At 65.3% G+C, this 19,589-nt stretch carries 16 protein-coding genes; 11 read left to right on the plus strand and 5 right to left on the minus strand.

Annotation, left to right across the window (positions count from 1 at the left end; genetic code table 11):
- Positions 1 to 288: 288 nt before the first annotated feature.
- On the minus strand, positions 289 to 642 hold the full coding sequence (locus AC07WS_RS27000) for a hypothetical protein (RefSeq protein ID WP_494732038.1): 354 nt from the start codon (positions 640 to 642) through the stop codon (positions 289 to 291).
- A gap of 183 nt (positions 643 to 825) precedes the next feature.
- Between AC07WS_RS27000 and AC07WS_RS27005 the strand changes: the two genes are divergently transcribed.
- From AC07WS_RS27005 to recQ, 3 genes are all read left to right on the plus strand, one after another.
- Positions 826 to 2,946, plus strand: coding sequence for a hypothetical protein (locus tag AC07WS_RS27005; RefSeq protein WP_494732039.1), 2,121 nt, complete (start codon positions 826 to 828; stop codon positions 2,944 to 2,946).
- 173 nt (positions 2,947 to 3,119) lie between these two features.
- Entirely contained in the window at positions 3,120 to 3,956 is an 837-nt protein-coding gene (locus AC07WS_RS27010; protein ID WP_494732040.1) for an undecaprenyl-diphosphate phosphatase, read from the plus strand.
- A gap of 29 nt (positions 3,957 to 3,985) precedes the next feature.
- Positions 3,986 to 5,809, plus strand: a complete 1,824-nt coding sequence (gene recQ, locus AC07WS_RS27015; protein ID WP_494732041.1) for a DNA helicase RecQ — start codon at positions 3,986 to 3,988, stop codon at positions 5,807 to 5,809.
- A 4-nt stretch (positions 5,810 to 5,813) separates the two neighbouring features.
- Here the strand turns inward: recQ and AC07WS_RS27020 are convergent, their stop codons facing one another.
- The gene (locus tag AC07WS_RS27020) at positions 5,814 to 6,464 is read right to left on the minus strand and encodes an NADPH-dependent F420 reductase (RefSeq protein WP_494732042.1); all 651 of its coding nucleotides are present in this window, start codon (positions 6,462 to 6,464) and stop codon (positions 5,814 to 5,816) included.
- A gap of 123 nt (positions 6,465 to 6,587) precedes the next feature.
- On the opposite strand from AC07WS_RS27020, the gene AC07WS_RS27025 reads away from it, so the two are divergent.
- Positions 6,588 to 7,511 carry a LysR family transcriptional regulator gene (locus tag AC07WS_RS27025; protein ID WP_494732043.1) on the plus strand — a complete coding sequence of 308 codons (924 nt, stop codon included), beginning with the start codon at positions 6,588 to 6,590 and terminating at the stop codon, positions 7,509 to 7,511.
- Between the two features lie 13 nt (positions 7,512 to 7,524).
- A complete protein-coding gene (locus AC07WS_RS27030; protein WP_494732044.1) occupies positions 7,525 to 8,028 on the plus strand; it encodes a DUF1993 domain-containing protein in 504 nt (167 codons plus the stop codon).
- Here the strand turns inward: AC07WS_RS27030 and AC07WS_RS27035 are convergent.
- The gene (locus AC07WS_RS27035; protein WP_494732045.1) at positions 8,018 to 8,944 is read right to left on the minus strand and encodes an AraC family transcriptional regulator; all 927 of its coding nucleotides are present in this window, start codon (positions 8,942 to 8,944) and stop codon (positions 8,018 to 8,020) included. The genes AC07WS_RS27030 and AC07WS_RS27035 overlap by 11 nt on opposite strands.
- 124 nt (positions 8,945 to 9,068) lie before the next feature.
- On the opposite strand from AC07WS_RS27035, the gene AC07WS_RS27040 reads away from it, so the two are divergent.
- Genes AC07WS_RS27040 through AC07WS_RS27055 form a run of 4 tightly spaced genes read left to right on the plus strand, consistent with a single transcriptional unit; the run spans position 9,069 to position 13,058 of the window.
- Positions 9,069 to 9,965: a DMT family transporter gene (locus tag AC07WS_RS27040; RefSeq protein ID WP_494732046.1), complete on the plus strand. Its 897-nt coding sequence runs from the start codon at positions 9,069 to 9,071 to the stop codon at positions 9,963 to 9,965.
- A 13-nt stretch (positions 9,966 to 9,978) separates the two neighbouring features.
- Positions 9,979 to 11,769 (plus strand): amidohydrolase, encoded by a 1,791-nt coding sequence (locus AC07WS_RS27045; protein ID WP_494732047.1) that lies wholly within the window; start codon positions 9,979 to 9,981, stop codon positions 11,767 to 11,769.
- Positions 11,770 to 11,799: 30 nt separating this feature from the next.
- Entirely contained in the window at positions 11,800 to 12,309 is a 510-nt protein-coding gene (locus tag AC07WS_RS27050) for a hypothetical protein (protein WP_494732048.1), read from the plus strand.
- The gene (locus tag AC07WS_RS27055) at positions 12,309 to 13,058 is read left to right on the plus strand and encodes an ABC transporter substrate-binding protein (protein WP_494732049.1); all 750 of its coding nucleotides are present in this window, start codon (positions 12,309 to 12,311) and stop codon (positions 13,056 to 13,058) included. The genes AC07WS_RS27050 and AC07WS_RS27055 overlap by 1 nt, the downstream gene beginning before the upstream one ends.
- Here AC07WS_RS27055 and trmB read toward each other — a convergent pair whose 3' ends face one another.
- Positions 13,059 to 13,739, minus strand: coding sequence for a tRNA (guanosine(46)-N7)-methyltransferase TrmB (gene trmB, locus AC07WS_RS27060; RefSeq protein ID WP_494732050.1), 681 nt, complete (start codon positions 13,737 to 13,739; stop codon positions 13,059 to 13,061).
- Between the two features lie 223 nt (positions 13,740 to 13,962).
- Between trmB and AC07WS_RS27065 the strand changes: the two genes are divergently transcribed.
- The gene (locus AC07WS_RS27065) at positions 13,963 to 15,303 is read left to right on the plus strand and encodes a GH1 family beta-glucosidase (RefSeq protein ID WP_494732051.1); all 1,341 of its coding nucleotides are present in this window, start codon (positions 13,963 to 13,965) and stop codon (positions 15,301 to 15,303) included.
- Between the two features lie 104 nt (positions 15,304 to 15,407).
- The gene (locus AC07WS_RS27070) at positions 15,408 to 16,772 is read left to right on the plus strand and encodes an MFS transporter (RefSeq protein ID WP_494732052.1); all 1,365 of its coding nucleotides are present in this window, start codon (positions 15,408 to 15,410) and stop codon (positions 16,770 to 16,772) included.
- Between the two features lie 192 nt (positions 16,773 to 16,964).
- Here the strand turns inward: AC07WS_RS27070 and AC07WS_RS27075 are convergent, their stop codons facing one another.
- Positions 16,965 to 19,391, minus strand: coding sequence for a TonB-dependent receptor (locus AC07WS_RS27075; RefSeq protein WP_494732053.1), 2,427 nt, complete (start codon positions 19,389 to 19,391; stop codon positions 16,965 to 16,967).
- Positions 19,392 to 19,589: the final 198 nt, after the last annotated feature.

The raw sequence follows: 19,589 nt of genomic DNA on the forward strand, positions 1-19,589 counted from the left end.
TGAGTCCTGTGCAATACAGAACTCAGCCCTTGGCTGCTTAGCAAACTATACCGTCCAACTATTTGGGGTCAGTTCACCCTGTGGGTATTCCAAATTCCAACTTAGTCTAATTCGGTCTAATTAGATCCGCTTCGGTCTAAATGAGTCTGGAATCAGACAGGCGCGGTCTAAAACAGTCCATGAAATTCGGGGCAAAGTCTAAACTGGTCTTACTTTGGAAGGCGAAAGTCTAAACCGAACCATAGCTCATGTCTGCGGTCCAAACTTTAGACCCAGTTGGTAAACAGTTTATTCAGTTTTCAATCGCAAGTGCTTGATGGCGCGGTTTTTTCCGATGGTGGCCGACACCAGCAGCGCCTTGCCGCAGCGCGCACGGTACAGGTAGCTGCGCTCCTCGCCGTCGACCGTGCGTTGCAACAGCTCCAGCGGCAGCGCGGCCTGCGCTGGACAAGCGCGCAGCAGCGGCGCCGCTTCCGCCGACGGATCGGCCGCCATGGCCGCGACGGCGGCGGCCACCTGCCGCGTCACCTCCGGCTCCACATCCTCGATCGGCGCGGGCGCCTGCGCCATCGCGCAGCCGGACGCCAGCGCGGCCAGTGCGACCAATGCGCCCGCCAACAGCGGGAAATACAGCCTGTGCATACGCTTCCTTTCGTCGGATATTTGGGACCCATCTTAGCGCCGCCCGGAGCACGCCGCCATGTCTCATTTTTAACAGAGCGGCGCGAAATGTCTAAAAAGGCCTGATTCCACAAACGGAAAAAAGCCGTGGCTATACTCGTCTGGCAGACCCATCAACCCGATCTTTACAGGAGTCCATGCAGCATGCGCCCATTTGCCCGTCCATTACTTGCATCCCTGATCGTGCTGGCCTACGCGGGTTCCGCGCACGCCGACAGCTACTCCGTTGACAACCTCACGCTGTTCTCCGGCACCACCGCCACCTCGGCCGACGAGGTGCTGCGTCAGAACGCCAGCCGCTACGGCCTGCCCGCCGCGCTCAACAACCTGGGCCTGGTGAAGGTGCAGGAATCGCTCACCGGCAAGCACTACCACTACCAGCAGATGCTGCGCGGCCTGCCCGTGGACCGGGCCGAGATCATCGTCTCCATCGGCAAGAACGGCCAGCTGCAAAAGATCTTCAACGAGACCCGCCACATCTCCGACAAGGTGGACGCCAGCGCCGTCAATCAGCTGTACAACCAGGCCCAGATCAGCGAGGACCAGGCGCTGGACAAGGCCTGGGCCAATATGAAGGTGCAGCATCCGCTGGTGGCCGCGCCGTCGTCCGAGCTGGTGTGGGTGACCACCAAGAACGGCGTGCAACTGGCGCGCAAGGTGCGCATCGAGGCGCAGATGCCGACCGGCGGCTTCGTGCAGTTCCTGAACGCGCATAACGGCGCCGTCATCGGTTCCTATTCGACTTCGCTGCCGCGCCGCGGCAAGCGCTCGCTGGAGGCCCGCGCCGAACTGGCCGGCCCGCTGCTGGACCGCCGCGCCGCCACCAAGGCGCTCAACGACAGCCAGGGCGCGCACGGACGCCAGGCCCTGCAAGGCGGCGCGATGGCCGCCGTCACGCCGTCCGGCATCAACGGTTCCGGCTACGCCTTCGATCCCGATCCGCGCACGGTGCTCAACACCGACGCGCTGACCGACACCTCGCCCGCCTCCGCCTTCGACGCCGCCTACTCGACCAAGACCCTGCGCGACCTGACGGTGACCAGCGGCGTCTACAAACTGAGCGGCCCGTTCGTCAACCTCAAGGACATCGAATCCCCGAACACCGCGCCCAGCACCACCAGCAACGGCGTGTGGACGGCCAAGCGCGGCAACGACGCCTTCGACGACACCAACGTCTACTTCCACCTGGACCAGAGCCAGCGCTACATCCAGTCGCTGGGCTTCACCGGCACCAAGTCCATCATCAACCGTCCGCTGGACGTGGACACCAACGGCGTCAACGGCGACGACAACTCGCACTACAGCGGCGGCTCCGCCGGCTCGGACTACCTGGCCTTCGGCCACGGCTGCGTCAACGACAGCGAGGACGCGGACGTGATCCTGCACGAGTACGGCCACGGCATCCAGGCCAACATCGACAGCAGCTGGAGCGGCGGCGACACCGGCGCCATGGGCGAGGGCTTCGGCGACTACTGGGCGGCGTCCTACTCCTACAGCACGCCGAACGGCAAGATCTACCACCCCGAGTGGGCCTTCAGCTGGGACGGCCACGGCGCCTGCTGGGACGGCCGCATGCTCAACCGCACCGACGCCAAGTACAATTCCAGCAAGACCTACGGCGCCCACCAGTCGGTGACCGAGGGCGGCGTCAGCTTCCAGTCCGATGAATTGTGGTCGGCGCCGCTGTACCAGTCCATGGTGGCGCTGATCGCCGCCGGCAAGCCGCGCGCCAACATCGACCAGATCATCCTGGAGGCGCACTTCGGCCTGGGCAGCAACATCAAGATGCCGGCCATGGCCACCGCCATCGTCAACGCGGCCAAGACCCTGTTCCCATCCGACCTGAGCTACGCCAACACCTTCCAGGCCAAGTTCGAGGCGCAGAACATCCTGTCGTCGGTGGTCAGCGGCCCGACCATCAGCGAGGTCGAAAGCAACAACACCACCGCCACCGCGCAGGCCATCACCACGGCCGGCACCACCGTCAACGGCACGATGAGCGCCTCGAGCGACGTCGACTACTACAAGATCGTGCTGCCGACCGGCAAAACGCTGGCCCTGACGCTGACCCCGAACGCCAGCTCGGACTACGACCTGGAACTGTACAACAGCGCCGGCACCAAGGTCGCGTCCAGCGTCAACGGCACCGGCGCGGTCGACAGCGTCAGCTACGGCACCGCCGGCACGCTGTACGCCAAGGTCATCTACTACGGCGGCGGCACCGGCGCCACCAGCGGTAAGTACACGCTCAAGGCCAGCTGGTAAGCCCGGTCGAAATATCTTCCTTTCAACGCCCCGCTCCGGGGCGTTTTTTCGTTTGGCGGCCGAAATCCGCATTACGCTTGAGTGAGATTCAGAATCGGAGGCGGCGAACATGGTAAGCTTCGACCCCGGCGCTATGACGGCGCCCCCTTTCCCACCAACTAACTACTTACTTCATGGATATCGTTCTCGCGCTCAAAGCCCTGATCATGGGCCTGGTTGAAGGTTTCACGGAATTCCTGCCGATCTCGTCGACCGGCCATTTGATTCTGGCGGAGCACCTGCTGGGCTTCCACGGCATGGAAGAAAAGATGAAAGTGTTCGAGATCGTCATCCAGGCCGGCGCCATCTTCGCCGTCTGCTGGGAGTACCGCGCGCGCATCGCCGCCGTGCTGACCGGCCTGGGCGACCCGAAGCAGCAGCGCTTCGCCCTCAACGTGCTGATCGCCTTCCTGCCGGCCGCCGTGCTGGGCGTGCTGTTCAACAAGGCCATCAAGGCCAAGCTGTTCGCGCCGGTGCCGGTGGCGCTGGCCTTCATCGTCGGCGGCCTGGTGATCCTGTGGGTGGAAAAACGCGAGAAGGCCAATCCGGCCATGGCCCGCATCAACTCGGTGGACGACATCACGCCGGCGGACGCGCTCAAGATCGGCATCGCCCAGGCGTTCGCGCTGATCCCCGGCACCAGCCGCTCCGGCGCCACCATCATGGGCAGCATGATCTTCGGCCTGTCGCGCAAGGTGGCGACCGAGTTCTCGTTCTTCCTGGCGATCCCCACGCTGCTGGGCGCCACCGTGTATTCGCTGTACAAGGAACGCGCGCTGCTGTCGGCCTCCGACCTGCCGCTGTTCTCGATCGGCACCGTGGCGGCCTTCGTGTCGGCCTTCCTGTGCGTGCGCTGGCTGCTGCGCTATATCAGCTCGCACACTTTCACGGCGTTCGCGTGGTATCGCATCGCCTTCGGCCTGATGGTGCTGGTCACCGGTTACACCGGCGTCATCGTCTGGGCCGACTAACACCTTTGCTGTAGAAACGAGTAGTAGAAATGGATCATCAGGAAAATAACGAGCGCGCCCTTCATCTGCTGCAGACCGTGTTCGGCTACCCAGCCTTCCGCGGCCAGCAGGCGGAGATTGTCGGCCATGTCAGCGCCGGCGGCGACGCGCTGGTCCTGATGCCCACCGGCGGCGGCAAGTCGCTGTGCTACCAGATCCCGGCGCTGGTGCGCGACGGCGTGGGCGTGGTCATCTCGCCGCTGATCGCGCTGATGCAGGACCAGGTGGACGCGCTGGCCGAGGTGGGCGTGCGCGCCGCCTTCCTCAACTCCACCCAGACCTACGAGGAGGCTTCGCGCATCGAGCGCCAGGTGCGCATGGGCGAGATCGACCTGGTCTACGTGGCGCCCGAACGGCTGATGACGGAGCGCTGCCTGAACCTGTTCCAGGCGTCGAAGATCGCGCTGTTCGCCATCGACGAGGCACACTGCGTGTCGCAATGGGGGCACGACTTCCGGCCCGAGTACATCAAGCTGTCGGTGCTGCACGAGCAGTTCCCCAACGTGCCGCGCATCGCGCTGACCGCGACCGCCGATCCGCAGACCCGCGCCGAAATCGTCCACCGCCTGCAGCTGGGCGACGCGATGCAGTTCGTGTCCTCGTTCGACCGTCCCAACATCCGCTACCAGATCGTCGAGAAGGCCAACGGCCGCAAGCAGCTGCTGGACTTCATCACCACCGAACATGGCGGCGACTGCGGCATCGTCTACTGCCTGTCGCGCAAGAAGGTCGAGGAGACCGCCGAGTTCCTCAACGAGAACGGCGTGCGCGCCATGGCTTACCACGCCGGCATGGACCACGCCAAGCGCGCGGCCAACCAGGCCAAGTTCCTGCGCGAAGAGAACATCGTCATGTGCGCCACCATCGCCTTCGGCATGGGCATCGACAAACCCAATGTGCGCTTCGTCTGCCACCTGGATCTGCCCAAGAGCATCGAGGGCTACTACCAGGAGACCGGCCGCGCGGGCCGCGACGGCGAGCCGTCCAGCGCCTGGATGGCCTACGGCCTGCAGGACGTGGTGCTGCAACGGCGGATGATCGACGAGTCGGAGGCCGACGAGACCTTCAAGCGCGTGCTGGGCAACAAGCTCGATGCGATGCTGGGCCTGTGCGAGACGCTGAGCTGCCGGCGCGTGCGCCTGCTGGACTACTTCGGCGAAGCCTCCGGCCCGTGCGGCAATTGCGATACCTGCTTGATTCCGCCGGTGTCCTTCGACGGCACGGTGCCGGTGCAGAAGCTGCTGTCGGCGGTATACCGGGTCGACCAGCGCTTCGCGGCCGGCCACGTGATCGAGGTGCTGCGCGGCGTGGAGACGGATCGCATCAAGACCTGGCACCACGATTCGCTGTCGGTGTTCGGCATCGGCGCCGACCGCAGCGAGCAGGAATGGCGCGCCATCCTGCGCCAGGTGATCGCGCTCGGGCTGGTGACGGTGGACCATGAACAATACAGCTCGCTCAAGCTGACCGACGCCGCGCGTCCGGTGCTCAAGGGCGGGCAGAAGGTGCAGCTGCGCCAGTACCAGAAGCCGGTCAAGCAGAAGAGCGCCAGCCGCGCATCCAAGGGTTATGTGGAGAGCGACCTGTCGCCGCGCGAGCAGGCCATCTTCGACAAGCTGCGCTGGTGGCGGGTGGAGACCGCGCGCGCGCACGACGTGGCGGCCTACATCATCTTCAACGACGCCACGCTGCGCGAGATCGCCAAGGCGCGCCCCACCACCTTGTCCGACCTGCGCGGCATTTCCGGCGTCGGCGAGAAGAAGCTCGCCTCCTACGGCGCCGAGATCGTCGCCATGATCAGCGAGATGGAGTAAGCGCCTAGACGCGCACGAGGTTGTGCGTCGCCAGCGGGCCGAATGGCAGCGAGGCCAGTGGGCCGCCCACATCCAGCGCGCCCAGGTCGACCGCGAAGAAGCCCGCGCCTTCCATGATGGCGCGCACCTCGGCCTTGGCGGCGGCGTCGTCGCCCGAATAGAACAACACGCGCTTGCCGCCCGCCGTCTCCGGCTCCTTCAACACATTGACGTCGTTGTGATTAAAAGCCTTGACCACGCGGGCGCCGGGCACGAACCGCTGGATGATCTGGCTGGAGTGCTGGCCGCCCAGATCGACCGCCTTGATGCCGTAGGCCGCCAGCGGGTTGCTGGCGTCGTTCGCATCGGGCGACGTCGCGGGATCGAAGAACTCCACCGGGTTGGTGCCGTCGATCACGATGCGGCCGTTCCACGCCGGCAGGCTGCCCAGCACCTTCTGCGCGTCGACCCAGCGCACCGCGACCAGCACGATGTCCGCGCTTGCCGCCTCTTCCACCGTACCCGCCTTGATGGACGGTCCCAGCTCCTTCACCAGGTCGGCCAGCGAGGCCGGCCCGCGGCTGTTGGAGATGGTGGCGGGGATGCCCTGTTTGGCCAGAATGCGAGCGAAGTTGGAGCCGAGGGCGCCCGAGCCAATGATGCCGATGGTAGTCATGATGTTTCCTTTGAAGGTTAAGTGTATAAACTGTTTGCTGAGTTGAAGTGTAGGGCTGGTCAGCTTCTAGCGTTAGTCACAACCAGCTATAATCAGTTTCAATCAACACTTGAAGGCAAAGCCGTGGAAACCCTGGCCAACCTGGAATCCTTCGTACGCAGCGCCGAGAGCGGAAGCTTTTCCGCGGCGGCCCGCCGGCTAGGCTTGACGCCGGCGGCGGTGAGCCGCAACGTCGCGCTGCTGGAGCGTAACCTGGGCGTGCAGCTGTTCATGCGCAGCACGCGCGGCCTGACGCTGAGCGAGGCGGGTGAACGTTTTCAGCAATCGGTGCAGGGTGGGCTGGACAGCATCCAGGGCGCGATCGCGGACATCAAGGTCAACGCCGGGCAACCGGCCGGCGTGTTGAAGCTGAGCGCCGCGCCGGGCTTCGGCATGGACTATCTGCTGCCGCTGATGCCGGCCTTCCTCGAACGCTATCCGGGCGTGATGCCGGACTGGGTGTTCGACAGCCGCCCGCTGGACCTGATCGCCGGCGGCTTCGACGCGGCCATCGGCGCCGGCTTCGAGCTGCCGCCGGGGATGGTGGCGCGCGAACTTGCGTGCATCCATTTGATCGCCGTGGCTGCGCCGGCGCTGTTGCAGGGCAAGCGCCGTCCCAAGGACCCATCCGGGCTTGCCGAGTTTCCCAGTGTGGTGGTACGTTCGCCGTTGACGGGCCGTTTGCGCACGCAGGTCATGCGCAACCACGCCGGCATCGAGGTCACGGCGAAGCAGCGCGCCATCATGCTGGTCAACGATCCGGATGCGCTCAGCCGCGCCGTGGTGCTGGGACTTGGCGTCGGGCTGATACCGGTGCCGCACGCCGCGCCGCATCTGGAAAGCGGTGCGCTGGTGCGCTTGCTGCCCAACTGGTATGGCGATGTCGGGCCGATCTCCCTGTATTTCACCAGCCAGAAACTGCTGCCGGCGAAGACGCGCGTCTTTATCGATTTTGTTGTCGAGGCTTTCCGCGCGCAGAATCTGCCGCAAATCCTCTCCGCCAGATAAACTACTTTTGACTATGCACCCACCAATTATTTTTACCCGCTATCTCGGCCAGCTGGCCGGCATCGTCGAAAAGGCGAAGTCCAAGCCGGAGATGCCCGGAGCGCGCCTGCATGCGGAGATGCTGCCGTTTGCCTCGCAGGTGCGGGCCACCTGCAATTTCGCGCTGCGCGGCTGCTGCCCCCTGGCGGGCCTGGCGCCGGTGAGTTTCGATGGCGCGGAGCCGTCCTTCGCGGCGCTGGCGAAGCAGATCGACGACACCATCGCCTACATCGCTGCGATCCCGGCGCAGCAGTTCGACGGCCCGGCCGACCGTCTGTGCCGCGACCGCGCCGGTTTCGCCGACATCGAGCTGCCGGCGGACGAATATCTGAACCTGTACATCCTGCCCAACTTCTACTTCCACTTCAGCATGGCCTACGCGATCGCGCGCAGCCACGGGGCGGACATCGGCAAGCAGGACTTCGACGGCTACCACCTGTACGCGCCGGGCTTCTCGTTCGAAAAGCCTAGGCGGTAACGATGCCGCGATAGCGGCTGGGCGGCGCGCCGACGGCGTCGCGGAAGCGGTGGCTGAAGTGGCTCAGGTCAGCGTAGCCGCAGGCGTCGGCGATCTGCTGCAAGGGTTGGCCAGTGGTCTTCAGCAGCAGGCGCGCATGCTCGACGCGGCGCGCCGCGATCCATGCCGACGGCGGCATGCCGAACGAGATCCTGAACATGCGCGCCAGGTGGTACTCCGACATGCACGCCAGCTGCGCCAGCATGCCCAGCGAGATGTTCTGCGCCAGGTTCGCTTCGATGTAGTCGGCCAGGCGGCGCCGCACCACCGGCGCCAGGCCGCCGCGCACACGCTGCCGATGCTGCGGCATCGATTGCGACAGCAGCAGGTGGCTCAGCGTTTCGTGCGCCGTCTCGTTGGCGCGCAACTGGGCGTCCGCGCCTTCCCACGACATCTGCGCCAGCCCCGCGCACAGGCGGCCGATGCGCTCATCCTCAAAATACGTGCGGTCGGCCAGCGTGAGCTCGCGCGGTTCGCGGTCCAGCTCCACCACCGCGCGCCGCGTGAAATGCTCGGGCAGGAAGTAGACGTGCAGGAAGCGCAGCGGGCCGCGCACCGTCCAGCTGGACTCGTGCCAGTCCGGCAGTGTGCACAGGCGCTCCGGCGCGCCGTACAGGCCGGGCAGCTCGTCGCGCTCGGTGCGGTAGCCGCCACCCATGTAGTAGGACAGCGTATGGTGGCCAGGCTTGCTGTAGCTGGTCTCGGCGACCTCGGTGTCGCGGCGCCAGATCGCCACCGCCAGCTCGTCGCCCAGCCAGGCGAAGCGCTCCAGCACCGCGTCGGTTTCGGACATGGTGCGGAACACGGCATGCGAAATCTGCCCGTCCGGCGCGCGGGCGGGGGAGGCATCGGTGGCGTTGGAAGGGCGGGCTGGCACGGCGCAAGCAATCAGTAAGAGTTGGCTGAAAGTCTAGCACGGAGCGCGCCCTGCCCGCTGGCGGCCCGCCGATTTGCGCAATTCCAGACAAGCGCCCGCGCCGCGCGCACGGCATGCTGGCGGCATGAATATCTTCCTCTACCTGCTCACTGTCCTGATCTGGGGTACAACCTGGATCGCCATCACCTTCCAGATCGGCGTGGTGCCGGCGCCGGTGTCGATCGCCTACCGTTTCTGGCTGGCCGCCGCCGTGCTGATGGGATTTTTGCTCGTCACGCGCAAGCCGTGGTGGCCGCCGCGCCAGGCGTGGCGCTACCTGTTTGCGCAGGGGCTGGCGCTGTTTTGCCTGAACTTCCTGTGCTTCTACTACGCCAGCCAGTGGATCACCAGCGGCCTGGAAGCGGTGGTGTTCTCCACCGCGCCGATCTGGAACGCCATCAATGGCCGCATCTTCCTCGGCCGGCCGATACGCCGCCAGGTGATGATGGGCGCCCTGCTCGGCCTGACCGGCATCGTGCTGCTGTTCGCGCCGCAGATGGCCGGCCACTGGAGCGACAGCAAGGTGATGGCGGGTCTCGCGCTGACCTTGGGCGGCACGCTGTGCTTCTCCTGCGGGAACCTGCTGTCGAGCCGCATGCAGTCGCTGGGCCTGACGCCGTGGCTGACCAACACCTGGGCCATGCTGATCGGCTCCACCACGCTGGGCGTGGCGGCGCTGGCGCTGGGCATGCCGTTCGCGCTGGAGCCGAGCACGCGCTACGTGGGCGCGCTGCTGTACCTGGCGATTCCCGGCTCGGTGATCGGCTTCACCGCCTACCTGTTGCTGGTCGGCCGCATAGGACCGGATCGCGCGGCCTATTCCACGGTATTATTCCCCATCGTGGCACTGACCATTTCAACGATCTATGAGGGCTACCACTGGACGCCGACGGCGCTGGCCGGACTGGCGCTGGTCCTGGCGGGGAACCTGCTGGCGTTCCTGCCGCTGGCCGCGCGCGCCAAGGCGATGGGAGCCGCATAAAACAGGAAAACGCATGAACAGATACGTCGCTGTACTCGCACTGGCATCGGCAGCATCGGCAGGATCGGCGGCAACGGCCGCCGAGGCGCCGGCCGACACCATCTACCGCAACGGCTACATCTACACCGTCGATGCCAAGGACAGCGTGCAGCAGGCGTTGGCCGTGCGCGCCGGCCGCATCGTCTACGTGGGCGACAACGCCGGCGCCAAGCCCCTGGCCGGCAGGAAGACCAAGGTCGTCGACCTGCACGGCCGCATGCTGATGCCCGGCCTGATCGACGGCCATATGCATCCGCAATCGGGCGGCAGCCGCCTGCTCAACTGCAGCCTCGATTACGAGGCGCTGACGGTGGCCCAGTTCCAGTCGCGCATCCAGGCCTGCCTGGACAAGGACAAGAAGTCCGACGCCGGCCGCTGGCTGGTGGTGGTGAACTGGTTCCAGCAGGGGATGCTGCCGGACGGTGTGGAGACCACCGCCGCCACGCTCGACGCGCTCAAGACCGAGCGCCCCGTCATCGTGCGCTCCTCCTTCGGCCATTCGTCGCTGCTCAATTCCAAGGCGGTGCAGCTGGCCGGCATCAAGCGCGACACGCCCGATCCCGCCGGCGGCAAGATCACCCGCGACGCCAGGGGCGACGCCACCGGCCTGCTGGAAGACGCCGCGCAGGACATGGCGATGAACCTGCTGCCGCCGCTGACGGTGGCCGAGAATCTGGCCGCCTCCAAGGCCGCGCTGGCGGCGATGCGCAAGCAAGGCATCACCAGCTTCCTCGACGCCTATACCGATCCCGAGACCATGACCGCCTTCGCCGATCTGCACAAGCAGGGCAAGCTGACGGCGCGCGCGCATTTCGCGGTGCTGATCGACCTGGATAAGGGCGCCACGCCGCAAAGCGCGGTGGCCGATCTGCTCAAGCAGCAGAAGCAGTTCGACCAGGGGCCGACCAGCGTCGCGCCGTCGATGCAGGTGCGCCACGCCAAGCTGTTCATGGACGGCGTGATTTCGGCGCCGGCCTTCACCGGCGCCATGCTGGAGCCCTATCTGGTCAACAAGGGCACGGCGGACAAGCCGGACTGGCAGCCCGGCCCCAGCACCGGCCCGGCCAGCTACTTCTCGCCCGAGGCGCTGAAGGCCACGCTGGCCGAACTGGCCAAGGCCCATATCGATCCGCACATCCACGTCGACGGCGACCGCGCCGTGCGCGAGTCGCTGGACGCGATCGAACACCTGCGTTCCACACCGGCCGGCAAGGATGTGCGACCCGCGCTGGCGCACGACGAAATCGTCGCCCCCGCCGACTATCCGCGCTTCGCCAAACTGGATGTGACGCCGGTGCTGTCCTTCCAGTGGGCGAAGCCGGCGCCGGACACCGTGGGTGCGCTGAAGGACTACATGGGGCCACAGCGCTACGCCCTCGTCGAGCCGCAGGCGCCGCTGCTTGACGCCGGCGCGCGCATCGCCTTCGGCAGCGACTGGCCCGTCGATCCGCTCGACGAATGGTTCGCGCTGAAGGTCGGCGTGACGCGCACCGCCGCGCCCAACGCCGGCAAGGAATACGCCGGCACGCTGGGCACGCAGCCCGGCATGCCGCGCGCCGCCGTGCTGCGCGCCATCACGCTTAACGCCGCCTACACGCTGCGCCAGGAGGCGCAGACCGGTTCGCTGGAACCAGGCAAGCTGGCCGACATGATCGTATTGGACCGGAACTTCTTCACCATCCCGGCCGAGGATATCGCCAACATCAAGGTGCTGCAGACTATGGTGGGCGGCAAAATCGTGTATCAGGCCAAGGGCATGCGTTAAGATGTCGGCCTTTAGATAAACGGGCACGCCATGGAACTCGCCATCTCCCTGCTGATCATCGCCGTCACCGGCCTGGTGGTCTACGCGATCATCAAGACCAATCCGGCCAAGCCGATGCCGCTGCCGGCGCGTCCCGCCACGCCCTACGAGCCCAAGCTGCCCGAGGGCGCGCCCGCGCTGCACTGGTCCGACGACGGCCGCTTCCTGGTCGAGGTGGTGAACGAGTCGCGCTACCAGGCCACGCTCAAGGCGCTGGCCGGCGACCATGGCGACGGCAACGCGGCGGCGCCCTACCTGGCCACGCTGATGCCGGACGACGTCAATCCCTATGAGAGCGCCGCCGTGGCGGTCTTCCTCGACGGCCGCATGGCGGGCTATCTGTCGCCCAAGGCGTCGGTGGCGTTCCGCGCGCTGCTCAAGCACAAGGAGATCGAGGGCCAGATCACCAGTTGCGACGCGCAGGTGCGCGGCGGCGGCGTGTGGCAGAGCGGCCGCCTGGCCTATGTGGTGGTGCTGGACATGGAGCAGCTGGAGAAGTGATGAAGGCGTTCGCATTGTCCCTGCTGATGGCGGCGGGCGCCGTGTCGGCGCAGCCGTCGTTTCCGCCGCTGGTGCTGCCGCCGCTGGTGCTGCACTACGCGCAAAGCCCCCCGCTGCAATACGCCGACACGCGCGGCGTGCTGACCGGCCACGCGGCCAGCCCCGCCACCGCCGCGCTCACGGCGGCCGGCATTCCCTTCGTCGTGCGCCAGACACCAGCCAAGCAGCAGCTGGTGCTGATGCAGGCGGCGGAGCCGGAAGCGGCCTGCATGCTGGGCTGGTTGCAGACGCCGGAGCGCGAGCGCGTCGGCAAATTCTCGGAAGTGGTGTATGAGGACAAGCGTCCGTTCGCGCTGACCTGGAGCGGCAATCCCGCCATGCATGACGAGGAGCCGCTGAAGGATACGCTGAGCGACCAGCGGCTGCGCGTGGTCGTGAAGAAGGGCGCGTCCTACGGCGTGGCGATCGACCGCGGCCTGCTGCGCTACAAGACGCAGACCATCCCCAGCGCGGCGGACACGCAGCAGCTGCTGGACATGCTGCGCCGGCACAGCATCGATTACTTCTTCATCACGGAAGAGGAATTGGAGGAGGCGGTCAAGGCCTCGGGCTATCCGGCCTCGTACTACAAGCGGATCTACTTCTCCGACCTGTACAAAGGCTACGAGCGTCGCCTGTGGTGCAGCAGGTCGGTGCCGGACGAGACGCTCAAACGCTTGAACGCGGCCATCGTCCGGCTGCGAAAATAACTACTTTTTGGTGAAGACCAGGTCCCACACGCCGTGGCCCAGCTTCAGGCCGCGGTTCTCGAACTTGGTCAGCGGACGATAGGCCGGTTGCGGCGCGTAGCCGTCGGCGGTGTTCCGCAGGCCCTCTTCGGCGCCCAGCACTTCCAGCATCTGCACCGCGTAATCTTCCCAGTCGGTGGCGCAATGCAGGTAGCCGCCCACGGCCAGCTTCTGCACCAGCAGCTTGACGAAAGGCGGCTGGATCAGGCGGCGCTTGTTGTGGCGCGCCTTGTGCCACGGGTCCGGGAAGTAGATATGCACGCCGTGCAGCGAGCCGTCCGGAATCATCTGGTTCAGCACTTCCACCGCGTCGTGCTGGATGGCCTTGAGGTTGGTCAGGCCCTGCTCCTCGATCAGCTTGAGCAGGCTGCCCACGCCGGGCGTGTGCACTTCCACGCCGATGAAGTCCTTCTCCGGCATCACGCCGGCGATGTGCGCGGTGGTGCCGCCCATGCCGAAGCCGATCTCCAGCACCACCGGCGCCTTGCGGCCGAAGGCCTGCTCATAGTCGAGCGGCGCCTTGGCGTATTCGATCATGTACTTCGGGCTCAGTTCCTCCAGCGCGCGCGCCTGCGCGGTCGACAGGCGGCCGGCGCGCGTGACGAAGCTGCGGATGCGGTGTTCGGTCGGGTCGTAGAGCATCGGCCGCGCTGGGCCGTCTTTTGGGGTATCGGAAGACATGGGATGAAGTGAGTCGATGAACAATGAGGCAGCATTATATCAGTCACGCCTAACCGTCCCTCCGCTTCAGCAAATGATTGACACTCCGTTTGAGTTGAGGTCTAATCAAGGCAAGCGGCGTGAAATCGTTTTCAAACGTCAAAATGCCCTGTTTCGCACCCGTTAAACCTCAAAACGACCTCACATGACCGATTTCACGCAATTCCCGCCCTCGTTTACCTGGGGCGTCGCCACCAGCGCCTTCCAGATTGAAGGCGGCGCCGCCGCCGACGGCAAAGGCCCGTCGATCTGGGACACCTTCAGCCACACGCCGGGCAAAGTCATCGACGGCAGCAACGGCGACGTCGCCTGCGACCACTATCACCGCTACCCGGAAGACGTGGCCATCATGGCCGGCATGGGCGTGGACGCCTACCGCTTCTCGATGGCGTGGTCGCGCGTGCAGCCCACCGGCAAAGGCGCCTGGAACGAAGCCGGCTTCGCCTTCTACGACCGGCTGCTGTCGGAGCTGGAGGCCAAGGGCATAGACGCCCACGTCACGCTCTACCACTGGGACCTGCCGCAAGGCCTGCAGGACGACGGCGGCTGGCTCAATCGCGACACCGCCTACCGCTTCGCCGACTACGCCGCCGAAGTGGCGCGCCGTTTTGGCTCGCGCTTGAAAACGATTGCAACGCACAACGAGCCGTGGTGCACGGCCAACCTGGGCTACGGCAACGGGCAGTTCGCGCCGGGCGTGGCGGACCCGAAGCAGGCCATCCAGGTGTCGCACCACCTGCTGCTGTCGCACGGGCTGGCGATGCAGGCGATGCGCGCGGTGGGCAGCCCGGCGCAGCTGGGCATCGTGCTCAATCAGTGGACCGCCGACCCGGCCACCGACAGCGCGGCCGACAAGGCGATGGCGGAATTCGAGTACGCGCGCTCGGTGCAGTGGTTCATGGACCCCATCTTCAAGGGCAAGTACCCGGAACTGGCGCTGCAGGGTCACGGCGAGAACGCGCCGGTGATCCATGAAAACGACTTCAAGGATATCCAGCACAAGATCGACTTCCTCGGCGTGAACTACTACTTCCGCGCCTACTGCTCGGCCGAGACCCCGCCGCGCCAGCCGGAAGCGAAGCTGGGCACCACCGACATGGGCTGGGAGATCTTCCCCGACGGCCTGACCGAGCTGCTGCTCAAGCTCAAGGCGGAATACGAGCTGCCGCCGATCTACATCACCGAGAACGGCATGGCCAACCCGGACGTGATCGTCGACGGCGAGATTCCGGACGAGGCGCGCATCGATTTCGTGCAGCGCCACCTGAAGGCGCTCAACGACGCCCGCCTGCAGGGCGTGGACATCCGGGGCTACTTCCTTTGGAGCCTGCTCGACAACTTCGAGTGGAACTCGGGCTACGCCAAGCGCTTCGGCATCGTGCACGTCGACTACGCGACGCAGAAGCGCACCCTGAAGCACAGCGCGCACTGGTATCGCGAATATCTGTTGAAGCAAAGGCCGCAACGCACCGCGCACGCGGCCTAGCAGCAAGCGTTTTAATCCCGCCGGCGCAGATGCCGGCGTTTTCCTTTCTACAGGCCGCAGAGCCTGATGCTTTACACTCCAACGAGAACAACGAGGACGACACCATGCAAACCGCACCATCCGCCGTGCCACAAGAGACGCCGGCTTCCGCCGCCGCCAGCCAGCCGCCATCGCTGTTGCGCGCCATGTTCGCGCGCGGCACGCCGATGCTGTGGGTCCCCAGCGGCTACTTCGCGATGGCGCTGACCTACATGATGCTCACCAGCGTCACCTCCATCATGTTCAAGAACCTGGGCATGGACAACGGCCAGGCCGCGCAGTACGCCAGCTACCTGATCCTGGCCTACACCATCAAGCCGCTGTTCGCGCCCTTCGTTGAAATGTACCGCACCAAGAAGTTCTTCGTGCTGTGCGCGCAGCTGGTGATCGGTGTCGGTTTCGCCGGCGTGGCGCTGGCGATGTCGCTGCCGGACTACATGGTGGTGATGGTGTTCATGTTCGGCGTGCTGTCGCTGGTCGGCGCCACGCAGGACATCGCCTCCGACGGCGTGTACGTCACCTCGCTGGACGCCAAGACGCAGTCGCTGTTCTGCGGCATCCAGAGCCTGAGCTGGAACGTCGGCCCCATCGTCGCCTCGGGCGGCATGGTGTACCTGAGCGGCTGGCTGCACACGCACTACTTCCACCACCAGGCCGGCGTGTTCGGGCCGCAGTGGATCGATTCGTGGCGCATCATCTTCTTCATCGTCGCGGCGATCACCATCGTCGCCGCGCTGTGGCATATGCGCGTGATGCCGGACGGCGCCAAGGCGGAGAACGCGCCGGCGTCGGTGGCCGATGCGGCCTTCATTCTCAGGGATTCCTTCGTCACCTTCTTCCAGAAGCGCGACGTGTGGCTGATGGTGCTGTTCGCGTTTCTGTTCAGGCTCAGTATCGGGCTGCTGGAAAAGATCGGTCCCTTCTTCATGGTCGATCCGGTGGCGCAGGGCGGGCTGGGATTGTCGAACGAGATGCTGGGACTGATCTACGGCACCTACGGGCTGATCGCGGTGCTGCTTGGATCGCTGCTGGGCGGGATCTTCGTCGCGCGGCGCGGGCTGCCGGCGACCTTGTTCCTGCTGTGCTGCGCGGTCAACATCCCCAACGTCACCTTCCTTTTGATGAGCATCTACCAGCCGCACGACCTGCTGGTGATCAGCGCCGGCGTGGCGGTCGAGAAGTTCTTCTTCGGTTTCGGTTCGGTGGGCTTCATGATCTACCTGATGCAGCAGCTGGCGCCGGGCAAATACACCACCACGCATTATGCGTTCGGCACGGGGCTGATGGGCTTGTGCATGATGGTCACGGGCGTCGTCAGCGGCCACCTGCAGCAGGCGCTGGGCTATGTGCACTACTTCTGGCTGGTGATGGCCGCGACCATCCCGTCCTTCATCGTCACCTGGTACGCGCCGTTCCACAACAAGGACTAGACCAGCAAGGCAGCAAGCAAAAGGGCCGGCGCAAAACAAGCGCCGGCCCTTTTTTTGCCCGTCATTCCCGCGCAGGCGGGAATGACAATGGCGCGGATGCGGGGCCGGCCGCATAAAAAAAACCCCTCGGCCTTTGCAGGACGAGGGGAAGAAGAGCACTACAACACTGGGACTACATGAAAAACTCTTTGCTTAGAACGACTTGCCGACGTTGATGCCGAAGGTGCGCGGCGGCAGGTACTGCGCTTGCCACGGGCCGTTGGCGTTCATGGCGCTGGTCTTGACCTTCGCGTCTTCCGCGTTGCGGATGTAGGCGTCGAAGTACCACTTCGAGTCGGCGTCGAAACGCAGGCCAAGGTCGGTGCGGGTGTAGGACTTCTGCTTGTCCGGCTCACCCAGATTGAACACGCTCAGCCAGCTGGCCGTCTCGTAGTGCGCGCTGATGCGCGGGATCAGCGTGCCGTTGGCCAGCGCGAAGCTGTGCTGGTACATCATCTGCGCGCTGAACTTCGGCGAGTGCGGCATGGTGTTGCCGGTGACGTCCAGGCAGGTGCTGATGCCCGGCACCGTGCACGCCGGCAGCACGTAGTCGTTGCTGCCGCCGACCAGGTGCTTGAGCGTGGCGTTGGTGTAGGCGGCGGAGAACTGCACCCGGTCTACCGGTGTGACCTTGGCCGCGATCTCGGTCTCCAGGCCCCAGATCTTCGCGCCTTCCGCATTGCTGGTGGCCAGGCCGCGCGTGCCGTCCGGATTGGTGACCGGTGCGCTGAACTGGAAGCCCTTGAACTTCTCGTAGTAGGCCGAATTGTTCATCCGCACCGTGCCGCCGAGGAAGGTGCTCTTCGAGCCGATCTCGTAGTTGGTCAGCGTCTCGGAACCGTAAGGCACGCCGCCGTCCTGCAGGCCGCCAGACTTGTAGCCGGTCGACACGCTGGCGTAGACCATGTTGCTCTTGTCGATCTCGTAGCTCACGCGCACCAGGCCGGTGAGCTTGTGGTCGTTGAACACGCCGTCGTTGTGCTGGTAGGTCGAGAAGCCGGTGCCGCCGCCCAGGGGATTCATCGACGGGCTCACCGGGATCTGCGGCGCGGTCAGGTCGCTCCAGCCGTTGTTGGTGCCGCCGATGTTCTTGCGCTCGTCCGAGGTGTAGCGCAGGCCGCCGGTCAGATGCAGCGCGTCGCTGGCGTTCCAGGTGGCCTGGCCGAAGACGGCCTTCGAATCCACAGTTTCCTTGGGCTGGATGAAGGAACCCTGCCAGCCCACGGTGCCCTGCTGGGTGCCGTTCATGATCGGGATGTCGAAGCGGATGCCGTTGTCCTCGTTGGCGTAGTACAGGCCGAGCAGCCAGTCCACATCGCGCTTGCCGGTCGACTGGATCTCCAGTTCGTGGCTGTAGTTCTTGTACTTGGACCAGACGGTGTTGTTGGCCTGGTAGCTGCCGCCGCTGGTGAAGCTGGTCGGCAGCGTGGCGCCGCCGTCCTGGTCGAAGGTCGAGGAACCGTTGAAGCGCGAGTAGCCGGCGATGTAGGCCAGGCTGATGTCCTTGTTGATCTCGTAGTCGACGCGGCTGCGCACCGAATGCGAATCGCGGTTGACGCTGGGCGCGGTGTCGATCAGCGCCGACCAGAAGTCCTGGCCCGCGCGCGGGGTCTGCATCAGGTTCATGCTCGGCGTGCCGCGGTCCATATAGTGCTCGTACGCGATGTTCCACTTCAGGCCGGGCTGGGGCTGCCACAGGAAGCTCACGCGCGCCGCGCTCTGGTCCTGCGCGCTGTACTTCTGGGCGTTGTTGACGAACAGGTTGGTGTTGATCGGCTGGAAGGCGATCGGGTTGCCCGGATGCGCGGTGTTCCAGGCGGCGATCACCGGATCGGCCGCCGCGTGCTGCGCCGCCAGCGACAGGTTGGGCGCGCTCTGGTAGCTGACGTAGCCGTTGTGCTGCTCGTGCACCACCGCCACGCGCATCGCCATGGTGTCGTTGATCGGGATGTTGACCGCGCCGCGCGCGCCCAGACGGGCGTAGTTGCCGTAGCCGGCCTCGAAGTTGCCGGCGCTGCTGCCGATTTCAGGCTTGACGGTCTGCATGTTGACCGCGCCGACGCTCGAGTTGCGGCCCCACAGCGTGCCTTGCGGGCCGCGCAGCACCTCGATCGCCTCCAGGTCGAACAGCAGCGCGGTCGCGCCTTCCGGACGCGGCGAGTAGATGCCGTCGACGAAGCTGGCCACCTCGGGATCGGCGTATTCGGTCTTGGCGCTGTCGTTGCCGACGCCGCGCAAGGTCATGGTGATCACGCCATGGTCGCCCTGGCCGGTGGCGGCAAAGCTCGGCACCAGGTTGACCACGTCCTGCAGCGTCTGGACATGGTTATCGTCCAGCACCGCCGCGTTCAGCGCGGTGACCGCGACCGGGGTTTTCTGCAGCGAGGTGGTGCGCTTGGTCGCCGTGACGTACACCTCGGTGATGGTCGAGGAAGTCTTGTCGGCGGCGGCCTGCTCGGCGGCTGGCGCGTCGGCGGCGGCGGCATAGGCGCCGGCGCTGGTGCCGGCCATCAGGGCGATGATGGCCAATTGGATCGGGGACGGCAAGCGCTTCCCGGACTGCGGTACGTGGACGTTCATTAGGTCTCCTTTTGCGTGGCGCTCGCCGGGAAGTGGCGGTACCACATTTATCATCGTGGAATTGATTCCGTGTTGTATGAAATCGTTTTCAAATCGCTTGAAATCGATTTCCTTATTTGTGAAATCGATTTCATGGTACATAATTCAAATCACAGATGTCAATTTAAAAATTGTAGCGGCGTTGTTTATCCGGCGTGC

The sequence above is a fragment of the Duganella sp. GW821-FHT01E12 genome (assembly GCF_059422325.1).